Genomic DNA, 18,381 nt, shown 5'->3' on the forward strand with positions numbered 1-18,381 from the left:
GTCCCGTTCGGCGACACTGGACCGATGAGCGACGGCAGATGGTTCGATCTGAACCCCCTTCCCGAGCTGTTCGGCCTGGCTGCCGCCGGGCGGGCGCTGTTGCCGAATGTGCCCGTGACCCCGGCCGCGGTACTGAAGACGGTCACCGAACAGCTGGTCGGGCGACGGTTGACGGCCAAGGTGGACGGCCATGACGTCGGGCTCACGCTGACCGGGCTCGACTATCAGGCCGACAGCCTCAGCCTCGCCGCCACCGGCCGTGTCGGCGACGTCCGCATCGTCGTGGAGGACGTCGACTGGCCGGAAACCCCGCTCGAACGCATCACGGTGCTGGCCTCGAACGTCCGGCTCCGCTCCCTTCCGTCCCCCGCCGCCATCCCCGAACAGGTGAAGATGGCGATCCGGGTCGCCCCCGAGGTCCTGCAACAGCGGGTTTCCGAGGTCCGTCCCGGCATCATCGTGACCCCTGGCGACGACGGGCATTTCCACGTCCGCTGGGAGAAACGGCCCCGTTGGGGGCATCTGGCGCTTGAGTCCACTGTGGAGGATTCCGCCGTGGTGCTGCGGCCGATGGCCGTCCACATCGGACGTCGCCGGTTCGGCCCGCCGTCCCGGCTCAAGCCCATCGTGCTGCCGCTTCCGGAACTCCCGCAGGGGGTCCGGCTCACCGCGGTCGAGGCGCACGACGGCCACCTCGTCCTGCAGACGGTGGCCGACGAATGGCCCGAGAAGCTGTCCACCATCCCGCTCGGCGACCTGCTGGGCTGGGTGATGACGGCGGTGACCACGCTGACCCTGCCGAGGCTCGGTGGCCGTTAGCCCTCCTGACCCCGCTCGCGCAGGTATCGCGTGTGGTCGGACTGCTGGTTGACGTCGCCGGCGTAGAACCGCTCCGCGATCCGGTGCGCTTCGGTCTCCAGAAGTTCCAGCTGCGCGAGGAGTTCATCGGACGCGCTCGTCTCCCCGCTCGCCCGCCGTTTGGCGGCGAACCACCACGGCAGGTTGAGATAGGTCTGCACGGAAAGCGGCAGATCCGTCCGCGCCAACCGGGTGACGGCGTGCCGCACGTCCGGGTTGGCCGACAACCGGTCCGGCCGCGAGAGCAGGTCGTCGAGGACTTCGGCGATCCGCCAGACACCGTCCACAGAGGACTCCGGCATCCGCTGGGCCTGTGCGGTCACCTTGCCGACGAGCGTCGTCAGATCGGCACGCAGCCGACCCGCTTCCGCGACCGTGTCCACCGGCACCAGGCGGACCCGTTCAGGCGGTGCGAGCAGGGCGAACACCGCGTACAACCCGGCGACGACCACCGGCCACAGCCCGCCGACGACGCCGGTCAGGTACAGCACGAGCCCGATCAGCCCGCCGACGCAGCCGGCGAGGTTCTTCGTGGAGCCGAGGTACCGGATCATTGGTACCCGCGGATTTCCTGGAACACCTGGGGAAGGACGTCGCCGCGCGCGTCGAACACGGTGCCGCCGGTGCGTTTCGCGACCTCGCCGAGTTCGGCGGAGTCGCCCTCGCCGAAGATCACGGTGAACACCGGGATCTGCCGCATCGCCTCCGGCAACGACGGGAACCTCCGCTGGAAGTCCTCGAAGTCGGAGCCGTTCGCGTTCGCCCCATCGGTCATCAGCACGATCGAGGTGAACCGGTCGGGATCGCGCGCGACCAGCGGGCCCATGATCTGGTACGCGCGATCGAGACTGTCGTAGATCGCCGTGCCACCGTTGGCGTCGAGGCCTTCCGCGAACCTCTTGATCTTGTCGAGAGCGGGCTGCGGATCGCCTTCCGGTACGGCGAACGTCTCCGGGCGGCCCGGAACGGTGTCGAACGGCAGCATCGTGACCTCTTCGCGGCTGCGGAACCGGCGGTACCGCCCGGTCAGCGAGCCGTCGGCGCCGGTCAGCCCGATCAGCGCGGTGCGCAGCGATTCGATCCGGTCGCCCGCCATCGAGCCGGAGGTGTCGAGCACGTACAGCGTCCGCGACGGACGCCGGATCTTGTCGAAGTAGGCGCCCAGCAACGCGTCGACGGCTTCCTGTGTCGCGGGAAACGGCAGTTCCACGAGATCCTTTTGCGCGAACCGCTGTCCCAGCTGGACACCGGGGACGACCGGGCGGCGCTGCGTGGTCTCCATGATCTTGCGCTGTGTGTCCGGCGTCCGCAGCCGCTCGGCCAGTTTGCGGTGCGCGTCGCGCGCGTCGGAGTTCGCGCCGCTCAGCAAGGTCAGCGGGTAGTCCGCGGTGACGACGCCGTCGGACGGGTAGACGATCGTCAGCGGTTCGGGGAGTTTGCCGCTCGCGTTCATCGACAGCAGCACGGATTCGTAGTTGATCAAACCGTCGACCTTCTTGCCCGGATCCACACCGGTCGCACGCCGTTGGTAGGCCTCGGAAAGCCAGCCGGACGAGCCCGCCGACATCGCCTGCGCGCTGAAGAACTCGGTCAGTTTCGGGGTGACGGCGGCGATCTGCTGTGCGTCGATCGCGTTGCCCGCGCCCGCGAGTGCCGACGCGACCCCGACGAGCGCCGAGAAACCCGAGTTCGAGGCCGACGGATCGGTCATGCCGTAGGTGAACGCCTTCTTCCCGGCCTGTTCGGCGATCTCGCCCCAGCCCACCGGTTTCCCGGCCCAGCCGAGGCGCTGCGCCGTCGACGCCGAAAGTCCGAGCACGACCGGCGAGCTCATGATCTTCACCTGCTCGCCCAGCCGCTTCGCCGCTTCGGGAACCGCTGCGGGGTAACGGTTCGAGGAGAACCAGACGGCGTCGTACTGCCCGTCGACCTTCCCGTTCGCGAGCGACTCGGTGCCCTCCAACGTCCCGGTGAACTGGAATTTGACCTTGACCCCGGTGGCCGCCGCCTCCTGCTCCAGCAGCGGTTGAAGGTCGGCCAGTTCACTGCCCGCGAGCACCCGCAGTGTGCCGGGTTCGGCCTCCCCGAGACCTTGTGCCTCGCCTTCGCCGGAATCACAGGAAACCAGCGACAGCGCGCAGATCGCGCCGATCGCCAAGACCGCCCAGCGTTTCATGAGGCCCCCTCGGCCGTCGCCGTCTCATGAGACCGGCGCAGATGGTCTTCGGCCCGCCGGATCTCCCCGGACAGCGCCTCCACGGTCGCCGCCATCGTCGAGACGGCCCCCGCCTTGAACTCGTCGATCGCGTCGATACTGCGGTAGATCCGCTCGAACGATTCGCGGATCGTCGCCACTGCGACCGCCGGATCGCTGCCCGCGCGCTGGATCTCGGCGCTGCGCAGCTCCAGCATCTCGGCGTTGGCCCGGATCAGCCCGTCGGTGGTGGCCAGCACGGCCCGGACCTCGTCGAGGACGTCGCGCTGTCCGGCGAGCGCGCCGCTCACCATCAGCGCGACGCGCAGTGCGGCGACCGTGGTCGACACCGCCCGCTCGATCCCCCGGATCAGCTCGTCGTTGTTGCGCCGCACCAGATCCAGCGCCAGGTAGCCTTGCGCGCTCACCGCCAGCTGCGTCAGCAGATCCTGGTGTCGTTGCCGGATCGGATGCAGCGCGTCGGCCCGCAGTGATCTGGCCCGCGCGGGATCGGTGAAGTCGAAGATCCCCGCCTGCCTGTCGACGGCGACGTCGACGGCCTCGGCGAACGCGGCCGCTTCGGACAGTTTGCCGAGCGTCCCCCACAGCCGTTCCCGCTCGCCCTTGAGCGCGGCGTTGTCGCGGCGCAGCACGTCCTGACGAGCACGCAGGTCCAGGACCAGGGCGTTCACCGGCTCGTTCGCGGCACGGTAGCGGTCCAGTGCCTTCTTCGCGCTGCCCGCGACCGGGATCAGCCCCAGCAGTTTTCGGCCGGTGATCGGCAGCTTCGCCGGGTCGATCTCCGCCACGGCACGCCGCAGCCCCGCCAGGCTCACCGTCGCCTGCTGTTGTGGCGACCCGATTTCCGCCAACGCCCGCGTAGACCGGTCGAGCAGCGCGCCCGCGACCGACGCCGCGGCACGCATGTCGGATTCGCCGACCGCGAGCAGTTCGTCCAGGACCCGGGTGAACTCCGGCGAGCGGACGTCGAGTGCTTCGAGCCGCTGGGCGAAACTCTCTGCGCGCTTCGCGACCTCGGCGTGCACCTCGGGGCCGAGGGTGACCAGTCCGGCGGCCCGCTCGGCCGGGATCGCCTCCACCGGTTCGGGTGGAGTGAGCGTGAAATCGTCCATCAGTACTGCTTCTTGACGGCGTCGAGCAGGCGCTCCAGCGTTTCGTACGACGGCGGTTCGACGGCGTCCACCAGATCCGCGGGCACCGGTACCTTGGCCGCCGCGACGACGTCGGCGAACAGCCGCGGGTCACCGGTGCGGAATCCGAAGGTGGCGGCGAGTTTCCCCAGTTCCGGGTCGGTCGCGAGGAGCCTGCCGACCTGATCCCCGTTCGGCTTCAGCGGCACGAGCGTGTGCTTCGAGTACACCGTCGGCGCGGTGTAGAGCAGGCGCATGTCCGGCCGGATCGAGCCGTCCGCGCGCACCAGCCTGTCGACGAACTGCGACTCGTAGATCAGTGCCATCGGCGTCTTTCCCATACCCGCGGCGAGATAGTCCTCGAACGGGCCTTCGGTGCTGTTCTGCGTGTAGCCCTGGTCGATGAACAGCTTCGACACCCCGGGCAGCACCTTCGCCTCGGCCTCCGGCGTGCTGACGACGTTGTTGCCGTTGGCGACGAAGGAGACGATCGACAGGTACATCGCCGCCGAGTTCGATTCACGCGGATCCGTGGTCGTGACCAGCACGTTCTTGCGCGCCGGGAAGGCGGTGTTGCCGGGAAGCTGGTCCCAGCGGGTGCCCTTCCGCGCGAGTTCGAGGTACTTCGCGATGTCGAGTACCTGGTAGTCCCCGGCGCCCTTGCGCACGATCCCGTTGGCGGCCAAGAGGCTCACGATCGGCTCGAAGGTCGCGATCGCCATCGGCGACTGGAACGGCGTGTGCACCGCCGTCACCTTGTGGTCGCGCTGGATCCGCTGCGCGGCGGGGGACGACGACGGGAACGCGAATTCGTACCCGCCCAGGTCCATACCGGCGATCTGCCGCGATCCGGCGGTGTCGACCTCGACCTTCAAGCCGTGCTTCGCGAACGCGTCCGCCACCCGCTTGTCGGAGAAGAACGCCAGCTTCTCCGAACCGATGACCCCGCGCACCGTGGTCAGATCGGTCCCCTGCGCGGTGTTCTCGTCACCACCCCGGCCCCAGACGATCACGGCGACCACGGCCAGCAGCAGCACCACGGCCAGACCGATCGACAGACGGCGTTTCACCGGCCCACCCCCTCGTTCACAGGCCTGATCCTTCAGCCCGTTCGACTCTTTTGACGCGCGGGCGAGCCATTTCGAAGTGAACGGTCAGTGAACGAAGGACGTCGTCATTTCCTGGCGAAATGCCGGGGTGGAGGGAAAATCAGATCACGGACTGCTCCGAGAGCGGCAGGCGGACGGTGAATCGCGTGTTCCCCGGTTCCGAGTCGACACGGAGGTCGCCCTGGTGCCGTTCGACGACGATGCGCCAAGAGATGTCCAGGCCGAGGCCGGTCCCCTGCCCGACCGGTTTCGTGGTGAAGAACGGTTCGAAGATCCGCTGCCGGATCTCGGCCGGGATGCCCGGTCCGGTGTCCCCGATCTCGACGTGCACGTGATCGTCCACTTGGGATGTTCGCAGCGTCAGCGTGCCCTCGGTACCCATGGCGCCCAGAGCGTTGTCGATGATGTTCGTCCACACCTGGTTCAGTTCGCCCGCGTACGCCGGAATCCTCGGCACCGCGTGGTCGTACTCCTTGACCACGCGGACGCCCGGCGCGATCTTCCCGGCGAGCATGACGAGGGTGGAGTCGAGTCCTTCGTGGACGTCGATCCACTGATGCGGCGCACGGTCCATTTGGGAGTATTGCTTGGCTTTGCCGACCAGCACGGAGATCCGCGTCGTCGAATCCTCGATCTCGCCCATCAGCATCTCGGTTTCGAGCGCGTACGCGAGCCAGCGGACGGCGCCGTCGAGGAAGGTCTCCCCGACCGATTCCAGCAGCCTGTCCAGATCCGGCACGGTCAGCCCGGCGCGGACGTAGATGTCGGCGAGGTCCCAGCCCTGTTCCATGCCGTGGTCTTCGAACCAGTCGCCGATCTCGTCCTCGCGATCGGACTGCTGCATCGCGGTCAGCTTCGGCGCTGAGGCGACCTGCTTGACCAGCTGTTCCTGAACGTCGATCAGCTGCTCCAGCAACGTGGGGTCGACGTTCTTCTTCGCCAGCAGGGCGAGTTTGTGCCGCATCCCGGCGACCCGCTCCCGCAGCGCCGACGTCGCGCGCACGGCGGCCGCGGCCGGGTTGTTGAGTTCGTGGGTCAGCCCGGCGGAAAGCTCCCCGAGCGCGAGCAGCCGCCGCCGTGAACCGATCACGGTGTCGCTGTTGCGCCAGCCGAGGTACATACCCTCCAGCAGATGCGTCGCCATCGGGAACCAACGGCGGAACTCGGTGGCGAACTCGGCCGCCGGCAGCGTCAGGAAGGTGAGATCGCTGACCGCGTGCACCGAAGCGCCGTAAGTGTGTTCGGTCTCCTGATGCACGAAGAACTGCGTCGCGCCGCAGTACGCGCCGCGCTGATCGGACCGGATCGTCTCGACCTCGGTGTCGCCGACGAGCCGCGTCATCCGCAGCGCGCCGGACAGCAGAAGGTAGAAACAGGTGGCCGGATCACCCTCGCGGATGATCGTCTCGCCGCCGGTGTACTGCTCCAGCACGGCGTGCTCGTCGATCCAGTCGAGCTGCTCCTCGCTGAGGTGCTCGAAGAGGAAGAGCCCGCGCAGTTCCTCCCTGGGCAGAACGCTCATTGCTCCTCCAAGTACCGGTGAACCAGGGTGACCGCCATGGCGCCTTCGCCGACGGCCGACGCGACGCGCTTCACCGACGCCGCGCGGACGTCGCCCGCGACGAACACACCGGGCACGGACGACTCCAGGTAGTGCGGGTCGCGGTCGAGCGGCCAGCCGGGCGGCGGACTGCCTTCGGTGAGCAGATCGGGCCCCGTGCGCACGAAACCGTGGTCGTCGCGCAGGATTTCGGTGCCCAGCCAGTCGGTCCGCGGCGCGGCGCCGATGAAGATGAACAGATGCCCCGTCGGCACCTTCTCGGTGGTGGCACCGTTCTCGCACAGGGTGAGCTGTTCGAGGTGGTCGTCACCGTGCGCCTCGACCACGGTGGTCCGGGTGCGGACGTGGATGTTCCCGATCGCCGCGATCTGCTCGATCAGGTAGTGCGACATCGACGCTTCGAGCGACTGGCCGCGGACCAGGATGGTGACGTCGGCGGCGTGTTTGGAGAAGAACACCGCCGCCTGGCCTGCCGAGTTCGCGCCGCCGACGATGTAGACGTGCTCGCCCTTGCATTCGGGCGCCTCGGTGGCGGCCGAGCCGTAGTAGACGCCGCGGCCCGCCAGCTCGGCGATGCCCGTGGCCTCCAGCGCGCGGTAGGTGACGCCGCTGGCCAGCACCACGGAATGCGCGGCGATCTCGGTGCCGTCGCCGAACATGACGACCCGCGCCGAACCGCGCGCTTCCAGGCCGACGACGTCGCGGGTGGTGAGCACCTCGGCGCCGAACTTGAGCGCCTGACGCCGCGCGCGGTCGGTCAGCTGCGCACCCGAAACGCCGTCGGGGAAACCGAGGTAGTTCTCGATCCGGGAGCTGGTGCCCGCCTGCCCGCCGGTGGCCTTGCGCTCGACGATGACCGTCCGCAGCCCCTCCGACGCGCCGTATACGGCCGCCCCGAGCCCGGCGGGTCCGCCGCCGATCACGATCAGGTCGTAGAACTCCTGGGCGGGCCGGGTGGAGAGGCCGACGGCGTCGGCGAGTTCCGGTCCGGAGGGCTGGCGCAGCACCGTGCCGTCCGGCGTGACGAGCACCGGGATGTCCTGCGGCGCGGCGTCCGCGGCCTCCAGGATCCGGCGGCCCTCGTCGTCGTCGACGGAGAACCAGCGGTACGGCACGGCGTTGCGCGCCAGGAAGTCACGGAGGTGGAACGACGGCGACGAATACCGGTGGCCGATGAGCTTGATCTCGTCGACCGGCCGCTCCCCCACCGCGCGCCAGGTCTCCACCAGCGCGTCGATGACCGGGTAGAGCTTCTCCTCCGGCGGGTCCCACGGTTTGAGCAGGTAGTGGTCGACGTCGACCACGTTGATCGCCTGGATCGCGGCGTCGGTGTCGGCGTACGCGGTCAGCAGTGCGCGCCGGGCGTTCGGGAACAGGTCCATCGCCTTCTCGAGGAAGACGATGCCGTCCATCTGCGGCATCCGGTAGTCGGCGAGGATCGCGGCCACGGCGTCGCCGCGCAGCTTGAGCTCGCGGAGCGCTTCGAGCGCGTCGGCACCGGAATCGGCCCGGATGATCCGGTAGTCCTTTCCGTACCGTCTGCGCAGGTCGCGGGCGACCGAACGGGATACGGCGGGATCGTCGTCGACGGTCAACAGGATGGGCTGGCTCACCGGATCAGCCTACGTCCTCTTACGTTCGGGTCATGCTCTCCGAAGCCGAAGAAGTGATCCACGACCGTGCCGTCGTCGCGTGCGAGGCGGCCACCGCGGCGGGACTCCCCGGCAGGTTCGAGGCCTGGCGCGAAGACAGGCTGCTCGCGGTGCTGGCGACGGATCCGGAGTTGCGGTTCCTGCGCACGATCTCCGGCGTCACCGAGGAGAACCTGCCTGAAGCCGTCCGGCTCGCCGGGTCGTCGTGCTGGGGCGGAGACCGGCCGACGCTCGTGCTCCCGCCGGGCCTGCCCCTGAACGACGCGGGTTTCACCTCCGACGGTGTCCGCCCGATCGCGGTCCTGCCGCTCACCGGCCTTCCTCCGTCGGGTGCCGACGTCGAAGACGCACCGGACATCGACGTCTTCCTCCGCATCCTGCTGGACGGCTACGAGGGCGGCGGCGCCGTGACGGAGTTCATCGCCGCCGAGCACGCCGATCCCCGGATCAGGCGGTCGCTCCTGATCGAGGACGGCGTGCCGGTCTCCGCCGCGGCGATGAGCTCGCATGGCCCCGGCGTCCTCCTCGGCGGCTCGGCCACGCCACGGGAACATCGCGGCAAGGGCGCGCAAGGCCGGCTCCTGCTGCACGGGCTGAACGCGGCCGTCCGCGAAGGGCGCCGCTTCGCCGTCGCGACCGCCGTCGAAGGCTCGCCGAGCCTGTCGAACCTGCGCCGTGCCGGGGCGCGGGTCCACTTGAGACAGGCGTTCAGGCCCGCGTGAGCTTGCGCAGGCGGAAGGCCAGTACGAGCAGCATCACGCCGTACAGCAGGGCGTAGATCCCGATCAGCAGCGCGATCCCGTATGCGCCCGCGATGGGGTTGATCACGAGCAGGACACCCACGATGACGGAGAGCGCGCCGGCCGCGATGAGGAAGGCCTCGCCCTCGATCTGCTTGCGCAACCGGATCGCGGCGACGATCTCGACGATGCCGGTGAAGATCGCCCAGAACCCGACCAGCAGGGCCAGTACGAGCACCGTGATCCCCGGCCAGATCAGGACCAGCACACCGGCGATGATGCCGAAGGCGCCGAGGATCCCGTAGGCGGCACGATGCGCGGCGTCGCCCGGCCGGAAGGCCTGCATGAGGCCGCCGATACCGTCGATGATCGCGTAGATGCCGTAGATGATCGCCAAGGCCAGGACGGTCGCACCCGGCCAGATCAGCGCGAGCAGGCCGAACAGGATGGCGAAACCCCCGCGGACGGCCGCGAGCGGCCAGGCCAGACGGGGTTCGACGACGGTGAGACCGACGATAGGCATGTCCCGAGTATCGAAGCGCCGGAGAGCGGGCGCGCGGCACACCACCCGTTGGGGTGAAGGCCGGTGCGCGCCGCGACCGCCATCACGGCGCGCACCGGGGCTCTCTCAGGGATACGCGACCAGGTTCGCCACGTTCGTGCCCGAATTGGACGGTCCGCCGCGGTCGTTGACGACCCGGCTGATGGTCCCGTTGCCGCCGAGGGAAACGGTGACCATGCTGCGGAACTTCACGTTCGGGTTGTTCGGCGCTTCGATCGCGCGATCCGCCACCACACTCGGATTCACGTTGAAGTAGCAGTAACTGCCGAGCCCGTACGCCTCGTGGTTCGTCACCGAGTTCGCCACCTTGTAGGCCGCGTATCCCCGCGTCGGACCGTTCATCCAGGCGGCCTGGTTCGGCGGGTCGTACGGCATTTCGTTCTGGTAGAAGTACGTCCGGCCGCGGTTTCCGTTCCAGATCGTCTGGTACTTCTGATAGTGCTCGACGAACAGGCCGTACATGGTGACGTCGTCGCCGTTCACGATCAGGCCCGTGTCGGCGGTGTTGGTGTTCCACCCGACCCCGCTGCCGTGGTCGGCACGCCAGATCCACAGATGGTCGCCGATGACGTCGTCACTGTTGACCACCAGGCTGTTCGTGGCCTTGCCGACGCCCGCTCCGCCGACGCGGAAGAACACGTCGTGCAGCGAGGTCGGGTTGGCGGCGTGATCCTGGGCGGAGTTGGCCGGGCCGACCTCCATCAGCGTGTTCGAGTTCGCGGTGCCCGCGTCGATCAGCACGCCGGCCACCTTGACGCCGTCGACGTCGGCCACCGTCATGGCGGTGATGCCGTTGTCGGGGATCAGCGTCGCCAGGCCGAGGCCGAGTACGACGGTGTCCGGCCGGGTCACGCGCAGCGTCTCGTTCAGGTGGTAGACGCCCGGCGTGATCAGGAGGTCTTTGCCCTCGGCGAGGGCGGCGTTGATCTGCGAAGCCGTCGTCCCGGGCTTCGCGATGAAGAAGCGGCTGATCGGCAGTGACGACCCCGGCTGGTTCGCACCCCACGTGATTCCCGCGGCGTTGGTGCGCGTGGACGGCACGAAGACCTGGTACGCGCCCGCGTTGTCGACGTAGAGGAACGGCTTCTCGCGCACGACCGGCGTCGTGTTCACCGTGGTGTACGGCGGATTCGGGAAACTGGTCGAGGGCGCGCCGTTGACGCCGGCGAACACCATGTTCCAGTTGGAGCCGCTCCAGCCGCCGAACTGCGAGTTACGCGAGATCCACTGCTGCTGCGAGCCCGACCGCACCTGGCCGTCGACCTTGACATCGGACATCCAGCCGCCGCTGGACCAGCCGCCGTCGTCGAGCTGCAGATTGCCGCGGACATGCATGCGGCGGTACGGCGCGGCCTGCGAAACGGCCCAGCGGTCGGTGCCGCCGTTGGGGTTGACGGAAAGGTTTTCCGCGCCACGCCAGAAGTTCTGCGTCGCGTTCCCCTGGAACCAGTCGGCCTCCGCGTGTACCGCGCCGTTGATCGTCACATTGTCCGGCGACTGCCCGAGCCCGAGCACCTGCGTGTAGAACCCGACGTTGACGTCGACGTTGTACGAACCCGGCTTGAACAGCAGTGCCTTCCGGTTCGAGCCGAACTGGCTGGTCTCCTGCTGCGAGAAGACGCTGTTGACCTGGGACTGGATCGCCGACTGTGACATGCCGGGGTCGAAGATGAGCACGTTCGGCCCGAGGTCGGGTTCGGCCGTGCCGGTGACCGGCGTCAGCCGGAAGGATTGCGCGCCGGACCCGTTGCACGAGAACTGCTGCAGCTGGACGCTGTCCTGAGTGGACAGACCAGGCAGGTCGAGGCACCTCCCGCTGTTGCGGCTGACGAAGTGGTACGCGCCCCCGGCCTCCTCGACCGGCTGCCACTGCTGGTTGTTCCCGCCGCCGTACGCCCACAGGTGGATCAATCCACCGTCCGCGGTCGACACGTCCGCGACGTCCCACACCTGCGCCGGGTTGTTGCGCGAATTCACCCGGTAGTAGCCACCCGACGTGGGCTGGAACTGCCACTGCTGGGAGAAGGTCTGATTGCAGGAGTACTGCTGGACGACCGTCCCGTTCACCGACCCGGCGGCCCGCGCGTCCACACACTTCCCGCCGGTGGCCGTCACCGTGTACCAGGTATCGGGAACGATGGCCGCCTGCGCCGCCGGAGCCACCACAATCAGCGCTCCGACCAGGGAAAACAGGGCTATCAGGGCTGCTCTGGCCCTCATCAGGACCTCCTCCGCGTCATCGGGCAGGGCGAGCTGAGGCGGAGCCCAGTGAAGACGCGGCGTAGCGGGCGGGGACCTCGGCGTCACGATCGTCGAAAACGTAACGGCGGTCACACGCGGAGTCAATACACGGCTAAAAATAAGTCTCAAAGATGCAGGTGAGCAGGGTTCCCGGCAATCGAGACTGCTTACGGTGACCCCCTCGCGAACGGGCCCGGAGGACGGTGTAACGTATGTACACACGAGATGCGGAGTTCACCTTCGCTCCGGGGCTATGGCGCAGCTGGTAGCGCACCTCACTGGCAGTGAGGGGGTCAGGGGTTCGAGTCCCCTTAGCTCCACAGTCACGAAACACCGCCCACCTGGCAGATATGCCGAGGTAGGGCGGTTTTTTCGTTGAGACCCACTTTGAGAATCGGCCTCCGCCATGACTCGCCCCGGTTCCGGAGCCAGCCCCTACGATCACAGACGAACCCGACTACCGAGAAGGATCGTCCGTGCCGCACACCCTGATGTACTCCAGCGTCGCCGCGTTCGCGATGAGTGACTCCGAGGTGGACGCCCTGCTCAGTCGCAGTCGCGAACTCAACGCGGCCCAGGAGATCACCGGGCTGCTGGTCTACATCCGCCTCGACTACCACCGCGCGGCGTTTCTGCAAGTCCTCGAAGGGCCCCATGACGCGGTCGAGCAGACCTACGGGCGGATCGAGCGCGACGAGCTGCACAAGGATCTGACCGTGCTGCGCCGGTCCTCCCTCGAAGCGGCCCGTTTCCGAGGATGGTCGATGAAGTTCGCGACGCTGGACGAGACCGGCCTGCGCGACGCAGGCGACGATGCCGGGAACTCCGACCCTCTCGCGCTGCTGCGCGAGACCGAAACGATGGAACGGGTCATCGTCGCCGTGGGCCGTCACTGACTTCGGCACTTCACCACGGTCGCCGTCGTCCGTATCGCGCCCGGGCCGGGTCTCGGTGTGCTCGCACCGCCCTCGATCGTCAGCAGTGGTGGTGGCCACCTCCACACTCGAATCCGAGCTGATCGCGAGCCGCGGTCACGACGAGGTGTCCATCATGGACACCTCGGAGGTCCGGGGCCCATCAGGGCAGACGTCCGCGAGCGCGGCATGCAGCGAAGCGAGATCTCGCTGGATCATCGACGAGGTACTCGCCCGCGCCGCGTTCAGGGCCGGACCAGCCAACTCGATGGCCGCCTGCGGGTCGCCGGAACGGGCCAGGCAGTCGGCGTACCGGATCAGCAGGAGCAGATGCGTCGGGCGCATCGCCGCGGGCACGCTGTCCAACGCGGTGCGGGCGGTGAGCGCGCCGCGGGTGGCGATGGCGGCGTCGCCGGTGCGGGCGGACAGGTCGCGCAGACTGCCCGCGAGCGAGGTGTGCACATAGGTGGTGCCCTCGTCACCGGTCAGCCACGGGGCCTCGGCCCGATCCTGGTCGCCGAAGCGCTCTATCGCCCGGAACACCGCCGCGACGGACCGTTCGAACGCGGAACGGTCACCGCCGGAGGCCGCGGCCCTGGCCGACCACAGGTGCCCGTGGGCCAGCACCCACGGCCGGGCCCGGCCGGTGTGGCAGGAGGTCTCCGCGTACCGGGCCGCGGAGCACGGGTCGCCCTCGAACAGGGCTATCAGGCTCATCGTGCCCAGCGCCCGGCAATGGGCGGGGGTGTTGCCCGAAGCCGCGGCCCAAGCCGTCGCCCTGGTCAGCCAGGCGGTGGCGGCCGAGGGCTGCCGGATCTCGAACCGCATCCGCCCGGCCTCGGCCGCGAAGTCGGCGGCCACGTGCATCATGTGCCGGCGCTGTCCGAGCGGCCCGGACGCTATCCGGTCGTTGATGGCGTGCGCCATGCGCTCGACGAGCGCCGCGACGTCGACGACGTGGCGGGTCTCCAGGCTGAACCGGTCGTACAAGGACAGAAAGGCGAGCAGTGCGTGGATCCCCGCGGTCCGGGGCGCGCGTACCGCCTCGTCGACGAGCCCGAGGTCGTGCACTCCCTCGTGCACGTCACCGTGTTCCGGGCAGACCAGACCGGTCGGCCGCGCCGCCCGCAGGCTGAAGGCGCTGAGATCGAACTCGCGGTTCCCGGGCGCGGGAGCGGGGAGAGGGATCGCCGCGTCACCGGCGACCCCCGTGACGGCGTCCGAGGTGGTGTCACGGCGCTCGACGGCCATCTGGATCGCCAGTTCGACCAGCTCGCCTCCGGCACCGAGCAGGCTGTCCGCCGCCCGCGCGAACGCCACGGATGCCCTGCGTGTCCCCGCTTCCACACGGCTGACCAGAGCGGGGCTGTACCGCAGGGTGGCCGCCAGCCGGGTCTGGGTGAACGACGCGCGGGCCCGCCACTGGCGAAGGCATTCACCGAACCGGATCTGGGCGGCGGTCGCGACCGTCTCGACGGACGGCTCGGTGTCCGAGGCGTCGACCACCACAGCAACCTCCTCGTCGCGCGGCACAACAGGACGAACCGGACTGATGATCCTGAGTGTGCGGCGGAGGTTCGTCAAGACTTCGTCACCTCGGCGGGGCAGGGATCCGCCTCGACGGCATCTTGACTGTTTTTGACAGCTCGCTCCGGATCGCCGACGGCGGGTGGGCGCGGTTCCACGATGGTCCGCGTCAGAGTCCCCACTCTCCAGGAGCGAATCGTGAAGCTCAAACGCGCTCTGCTCGTCGTGATCGGTGTGGTCGCCACCCTCTTCCCGGGGGTATCGACCGCGTCGGCCGACGACACCTACCAGCCGTACATCGTCGACGGGTACTACGCCGGCCACACCAACGGCGCCGTACAGCAGTTCCGCAACGGTCAGGCGTGGTGCACCGCCAGCCTGATCTCGGCCTACTGGGTACTCACCGCACAACACTGTGTGACCGCGAGTGCCTCCTACGGCTACCGGGTCGGGTCGACCGACGCGTACGCCGGCACTTGGGCCAACGCCTCGGCGATCTACCAGCACCCCTCGGCCGACCTGGCCCTGGTCCGGCTCAGCAACCCGGTCTCCGGGCCGATCGTGCGTCTCGGCAGCACGTCACCCGGGCAGTACGCCCAGATCTACGGCTGGGGATCCACGTGCGCTTCGGACGGCTGCCCGTCGCGCTGGCTCAAGTACGCCAACACCATCGTGTCCTCCACCAACGCCAGGGACGGCCGGGGTGGCGTCGCGATCGCCTTGAGCCGCTACGACGGGATCACCGCCGGCGGTGACTCCGGTGGTCCGGCGTTCGCCAACGGCACGAACATCCAGGTCGGTGTGGCCTCGACCAGCGACCGTGCCAACTACGCCTCCTACACGAGCGTCGCGTACTACCGCGGCTGGATTCGCAGCGTGTCCGGCGTCTGAACACCCCCGTCCCCGCCATCTTTGGAGTTCGTATGAAACGCACTTTCGTCACGACGGCCGCGGTGTTGGCCGCTGCGACCGCCCTGGCCGTCCCAGGGGGCATGGCCGTGGCCGCTTCCCCGGTCTCGCCCGAGGCACAGGCCGCGACCGAGGGGGTCACCCCCGCGGTACTCGACGCCATGCGGCGCGATCTCGGTCTGAGCGCCGACGCCGCGAAGACGCGGCTGACCGCCGAAGCGAGGGCCGCCAAGGTCGAGAAGAACATCACCGCCGCCCTGCCGGGCAGCTACAGCGGCTCGTGGTTCGATCCGGGCCGCAACGCGCTCGTCGTCGGCGTCACCGACCCCGCCAAGGCGGATATCGTGCGCACGCACGGGGCGATCCCCCAGGTCGTGCGGCACAGCGCCGCCGAACTCGACGCCGCCGTCACCCGGCTCAACGCCGCGACCTCACCCGGATCGATCTCCGGGTGGTACGTCGACGTCCAGCGCAACACCGTCACGATCACCACCGCCCCCGGCACCTCGGCCTCCGCCGTGGCGTTCGCGAAGCAGGCCGAAGCCGAGTCCGTCTCGACCGTCGCCGAGTCCGCCGCGGCACCTCGCCCGCATTACGACGTCGTCGGAGGCGACGCCTACTACACCGGCAACGTCCGCTGTTCCGTCGGCTTCGCCGTGGTCGGCGGCTACGTCACGGCCGGCCACTGCGGCAACGTCGGATGGAGCACCACGGGATACAACCGCTACACACAGGGCGTGTTCCGCGGGTCGTCGTTCCCCGGCGACGACATGGCCTGGGTCCAGGTCAACTCGTCCTGGACCCCCCGCGGCACCGTCAACCAGTACAACGGCTGGGTCACCGGCGTGCGCGGCTCGGCCGAGGCCCCGATCGGTGCTTCGGTGTGCCGCTCGGGTTCCACCACCGGCTGGCGCTGCGGCTACATCCAGGCCAAGAACCAGACCGTCCGCTACCCCTTGGGCACCATCTACGGCATGACCACCAGCAGCGCCTGCTCGAACCCGGGCGACTCCGGCGGATCGTTCCTGTCCGGCAACCAAGCGCAAGGTGTCCTGTCCGGCAACAGCGGGGACTGCGGCAACGGCGGAGTCTCCTTCTTCCAGCCGGTCAACGAAATCCTGTGGCGCTACAACCTGAGGCTGCTCCTCGGCTGAGCCGGAGAGCCGGTCGCGAGAACAGGCGGCCGGCTCTCTTTCCTCCACTGGATCAGGTCCGCCGATCAGGCACCGTCCGGACCCCGCGGACGGTTCAGCTGATGAAACCCGCCGCCTTGAGCCAGTCGCGCGCGACCGTGGCGGCCTTCTGGCCGTCGACGCTGACCTTCTTGTTCAGGTCCGTGAGCGTCGCGGTGTCGAGCTTCGCGGCGATCGGCGCGAAGACCTGCTCCAGCTGCGGGTATTTCTGCGCGAGCGGTGTGGCGATCGTGATCGCGGGGTTGTACGTCGGGAAGAAATGCTTGTCGTCTTCGAGCACGGTGAGCTGCTGCGCGGCCACGCGCCCGTCGGTGGAGGCGACCGAGCCGAAGCCGCAAGGGTCACCCTTGCCGATGCTCGGGTAGACGACGGCGTCGTTGAGCAGGTGCACCTGCGGGTCGGGCAGGGTGAACCCGTAGGTCTTCGCCAGGCCGGGGAACCCGTCGTCCCGGCTCTTGAACTCCGGGCCCATACAGGTCGAGGCCGCGGCCGGGTCCCGCTTCACCAGGGCCGCGTAATCGGACAGCGTCTTGACGCCGGTCCGGGCCACTGTCGCCGGGTTACCGGCGAGGGCGTAGGTGTCGTTGGCCGGCGAGCGCGCCCACCAGGTGACGCCGTTGGCGGTGTCGGCCTGTTTGACCGCGTCGTACTGCGCCTGCGGGTCGCTGATCGGCTTGGTCTGGTTGAGGTAGCTGATCCAGGCGGTGCCGGTGTATTCCCAGTACAGGTCGACCGCGCCGCTGGTGAGCGCCTGGCGGACGTTGCTGGATCCGGTGATGTTGGTCTTGTCCTGCGGGCTCGCCCCGGCCGCCTGCAGTGCGACGAGGGCGATCTGGCCGAGCAGCAGCTGCTCGTCGAACTCCTTGGAGCTGACGCGGATCTGGGCGCCGTTCAGCGCGTCGATCTTCTTGATGGAGCCCGCGCCCACTTGCGCGCCGGTCTCGTCCTTGCCGATCGTGCAGCCGGCCGAGAGCGCCGCCGCCACGACGAGCGCGAGCGTGGCGGCGGCCGTGCGCTGGAGCATCCGCATGGGTTGGTCCTCCTTGAATTCGGTCGAGCTACAGGCCGCGCGGGTGCAGGAACTCCTCGGCGACCAGCCCCAGCCAGTCGACGAAGAGCGCCAGTGCGGCGACGATGATGCCGAAGGTGAGGCTCAGGATCGGGCGGTACAGCCCGATGCCGGCGACAAGCCCTCCGCCGAGACCGCCGCCGTCGATGAACGTCGCCAGCGTCGCGCTCGCGACGGTGAGCACCAGCGCGGTCCGGATCCCGGCGAGGATCACCGGGACGGCCAGCGGCAGTTCGATCCGCCACAGGATGGCCGTCTTGCCCATGCCCATGCCGCGCGCGGCGTCGACGAGGGTCGGGTCGACGCCGTCGAGCCCGACGATCGTGTTGCGCAGCACCGGCAAGGTCGCGTAGACGACGAGTGCCGTCACCGCCGTCGCGGTGCCCGTGCCGATCCAGAGCGCGAGCAGCACGACGAGCCCGATCGACGGGATCGCCTGGCCCAGGTTGCCCAGCCCCAGGCCGACGGGCCGGGCCCAGCGGGCGCCGGCGCGGGTGAGCAGGATGCCGAGCGGGAGGGCGATGGCGATGGTGCACACCGTCGAGATCACGGTGAGCCGTAGGTGCTGGCCCAGTTCGGTGAAGATCTCGCCGGTGTTGAGGAAACGCTGTTCGATCGAGTCGAGCGGGTGCGCCCGCACGATCAGGAAGAGCGCCAGCAAGGCGAGGGTCAACAGAACCGGGCGCACCAGCAGCCCGAGC

Annotated in this window: 16 protein-coding genes and 1 tRNA gene; 6 read left to right on the forward strand and 11 right to left on the reverse strand. The window is 68.9% G+C overall.

Annotated elements, in window-relative coordinates; all coding sequences use genetic code 11:
• Positions 1-24 precede the first annotated feature (24 nt).
• Positions 25-819 (forward strand): LmeA family phospholipid-binding protein, encoded by a 795-nt coding sequence (locus H5J31_RS31950; protein ID WP_181776391.1) that lies wholly within the window; start codon positions 25-27, stop codon positions 817-819.
• Here H5J31_RS31950 and H5J31_RS31955 read toward each other — a convergent pair.
• The 6 genes from H5J31_RS31955 to H5J31_RS31980 all read right to left on the reverse strand — a co-directional run bounded on the left by H5J31_RS31955 (position 816) and on the right by H5J31_RS31980 (position 8,486).
• Complete coding sequence (locus H5J31_RS31955; RefSeq protein WP_181776392.1) at positions 816-1,412, reverse strand: hypothetical protein; 597 nt, start codon at positions 1,410-1,412, stop codon at positions 816-818. The genes H5J31_RS31950 and H5J31_RS31955 overlap by 4 nt on opposite strands.
• The gene (locus H5J31_RS31960) at positions 1,409-3,034 is read right to left on the reverse strand and encodes an extracellular solute-binding protein (RefSeq protein ID WP_181776393.1); all 1,626 of its coding nucleotides are present in this window, start codon (positions 3,032-3,034) and stop codon (positions 1,409-1,411) included. The genes H5J31_RS31955 and H5J31_RS31960 overlap by 4 nt, the downstream gene beginning before the upstream one ends.
• Positions 3,031-4,185: a toxic anion resistance protein gene (locus tag H5J31_RS31965; RefSeq protein WP_181776394.1), complete on the reverse strand. Its 1,155-nt coding sequence runs from the start codon at positions 4,183-4,185 to the stop codon at positions 3,031-3,033. The genes H5J31_RS31960 and H5J31_RS31965 overlap by 4 nt, the downstream gene beginning before the upstream one ends.
• On the reverse strand, positions 4,185-5,273 hold the full coding sequence (locus H5J31_RS31970; protein WP_181776395.1) for a hypothetical protein: 1,089 nt from the start codon (positions 5,271-5,273) through the stop codon (positions 4,185-4,187). Before H5J31_RS31970 ends, H5J31_RS31965 begins: the two co-directional genes overlap by 1 nt.
• A 139-nt stretch (positions 5,274-5,412) precedes the next feature.
• Positions 5,413-6,834: an ATP-binding protein gene (locus H5J31_RS31975; protein WP_181776396.1), complete on the reverse strand. Its 1,422-nt coding sequence runs from the start codon at positions 6,832-6,834 to the stop codon at positions 5,413-5,415.
• Positions 6,831-8,486: an FAD-dependent oxidoreductase gene (locus H5J31_RS31980; RefSeq protein WP_181776397.1), complete on the reverse strand. Its 1,656-nt coding sequence runs from the start codon at positions 8,484-8,486 to the stop codon at positions 6,831-6,833. Before H5J31_RS31980 ends, H5J31_RS31975 begins: the two co-directional genes overlap by 4 nt.
• A gap of 32 nt (positions 8,487-8,518) precedes the next feature.
• On the opposite strand from H5J31_RS31980, the gene H5J31_RS31985 reads away from it, so the two are divergent.
• Positions 8,519-9,247, forward strand: a complete 729-nt coding sequence (locus H5J31_RS31985) for a GNAT family N-acetyltransferase (RefSeq protein WP_181776398.1) — start codon at positions 8,519-8,521, stop codon at positions 9,245-9,247.
• Here the strand turns inward: H5J31_RS31985 and H5J31_RS31990 are convergent.
• Together H5J31_RS31990 and H5J31_RS31995 are read right to left on the reverse strand one after the other, a co-directional pair.
• Positions 9,234-9,788 carry an HdeD family acid-resistance protein gene (locus H5J31_RS31990; protein WP_181776399.1) on the reverse strand — a complete coding sequence of 185 codons (555 nt, stop codon included), beginning with the start codon at positions 9,786-9,788 and terminating at the stop codon, positions 9,234-9,236. The genes H5J31_RS31985 and H5J31_RS31990 overlap by 14 nt on opposite strands.
• A 105-nt stretch (positions 9,789-9,893) precedes the next feature.
• Positions 9,894-12,047, reverse strand: a complete 2,154-nt coding sequence (locus H5J31_RS31995) for an RICIN domain-containing protein (protein ID WP_181776400.1) — start codon at positions 12,045-12,047, stop codon at positions 9,894-9,896.
• Positions 12,048-12,315: 268 nt separating this feature from the next.
• On the opposite strand from H5J31_RS31995, the gene H5J31_RS32000 reads away from it, so the two are divergent.
• Together H5J31_RS32000 and H5J31_RS32005 are read left to right on the forward strand one after the other, a co-directional pair.
• Positions 12,316-12,388: transfer RNA gene (locus H5J31_RS32000), tRNA-Ala, on the forward strand.
• Positions 12,389-12,544: 156 nt separating this feature from the next.
• Positions 12,545-12,964 carry a BLUF domain-containing protein gene (locus H5J31_RS32005; RefSeq protein WP_181776401.1) on the forward strand — a complete coding sequence of 140 codons (420 nt, stop codon included), beginning with the start codon at positions 12,545-12,547 and terminating at the stop codon, positions 12,962-12,964.
• 135 nt (positions 12,965-13,099) lie between these two features.
• On the opposite strand, the gene H5J31_RS32010 is transcribed toward H5J31_RS32005, so the two are convergent.
• Complete coding sequence (locus H5J31_RS32010; RefSeq protein WP_181776402.1) at positions 13,100-14,491, reverse strand: helix-turn-helix domain-containing protein; 1,392 nt, start codon at positions 14,489-14,491, stop codon at positions 13,100-13,102.
• Between the two features lie 216 nt (positions 14,492-14,707).
• On the opposite strand from H5J31_RS32010, the gene H5J31_RS32015 reads away from it, so the two are divergent.
• Both H5J31_RS32015 and H5J31_RS32020 read left to right on the forward strand, forming a co-directional pair.
• Positions 14,708-15,400, forward strand: coding sequence for a S1 family peptidase (locus tag H5J31_RS32015; protein WP_181776403.1), 693 nt, complete (start codon positions 14,708-14,710; stop codon positions 15,398-15,400).
• 32 nt (positions 15,401-15,432) lie between these two features.
• A complete protein-coding gene (locus tag H5J31_RS32020; protein WP_181776404.1) occupies positions 15,433-16,572 on the forward strand; it encodes an alpha-lytic protease prodomain-containing protein in 1,140 nt (379 codons plus the stop codon).
• Positions 16,573-16,666: 94 nt separating this feature from the next.
• Here H5J31_RS32020 and H5J31_RS32025 read toward each other — a convergent pair whose 3' ends face one another.
• Together H5J31_RS32025 and H5J31_RS32030 are read right to left on the reverse strand one after the other, a co-directional pair.
• Complete coding sequence (locus tag H5J31_RS32025) at positions 16,667-17,641, reverse strand: glycine betaine ABC transporter substrate-binding protein (RefSeq protein WP_181776405.1); 975 nt, start codon at positions 17,639-17,641, stop codon at positions 16,667-16,669.
• A 28-nt stretch (positions 17,642-17,669) separates the two neighbouring features.
• The coding region (locus H5J31_RS32030) for an ABC transporter permease (RefSeq protein WP_181776406.1) at positions 17,670-18,381 on the reverse strand (712 nt) is incomplete at its 5' end.

Source organism: Amycolatopsis pittospori, assembly GCF_013870525.1.
Classification (GTDB): Bacteria; Actinomycetota; Actinomycetes; order Mycobacteriales; family Pseudonocardiaceae; genus Amycolatopsis; species Amycolatopsis pittospori.

Excerpts from the sequence above, each read along its gene's own strand:
- H5J31_RS32025 (WP_181776405.1), bottom strand. The coding sequence starts at position 17,641 with ATGCGGATGCTCCAGCGCACGGCCGCCGCCACGCTCGCGCTCGTCGTG.
- H5J31_RS31990 (WP_181776399.1), bottom strand. The coding sequence starts at position 9,788 with ATGCCTATCGTCGGTCTCACCGTCGTCGAACCCCGTCTGGCCTGGCCG.
- H5J31_RS32020 (WP_181776404.1), top strand. The coding sequence starts at position 15,433 with ATGAAACGCACTTTCGTCACGACGGCCGCGGTGTTGGCCGCTGCGACC.
- H5J31_RS31965 (WP_181776394.1), bottom strand. The coding sequence starts at position 4,185 with ATGGACGATTTCACGCTCACTCCACCCGAACCGGTGGAGGCGATCCCG.
- H5J31_RS31985 (WP_181776398.1), top strand. The coding sequence starts at position 8,519 with ATGCTCTCCGAAGCCGAAGAAGTGATCCACGACCGTGCCGTCGTCGCG.
- H5J31_RS31950 (WP_181776391.1), top strand. The coding sequence starts at position 25 with ATGAGCGACGGCAGATGGTTCGATCTGAACCCCCTTCCCGAGCTGTTC.
- H5J31_RS31960 (WP_181776393.1), bottom strand. The coding sequence starts at position 3,034 with ATGAAACGCTGGGCGGTCTTGGCGATCGGCGCGATCTGCGCGCTGTCG.
- H5J31_RS31975 (WP_181776396.1), bottom strand. The coding sequence starts at position 6,834 with ATGAGCGTTCTGCCCAGGGAGGAACTGCGCGGGCTCTTCCTCTTCGAG.
- H5J31_RS31955 (WP_181776392.1), bottom strand. The coding sequence starts at position 1,412 with ATGATCCGGTACCTCGGCTCCACGAAGAACCTCGCCGGCTGCGTCGGC.
- H5J31_RS31995 (WP_181776400.1), bottom strand. The coding sequence starts at position 12,047 with ATGAGGGCCAGAGCAGCCCTGATAGCCCTGTTTTCCCTGGTCGGAGCG.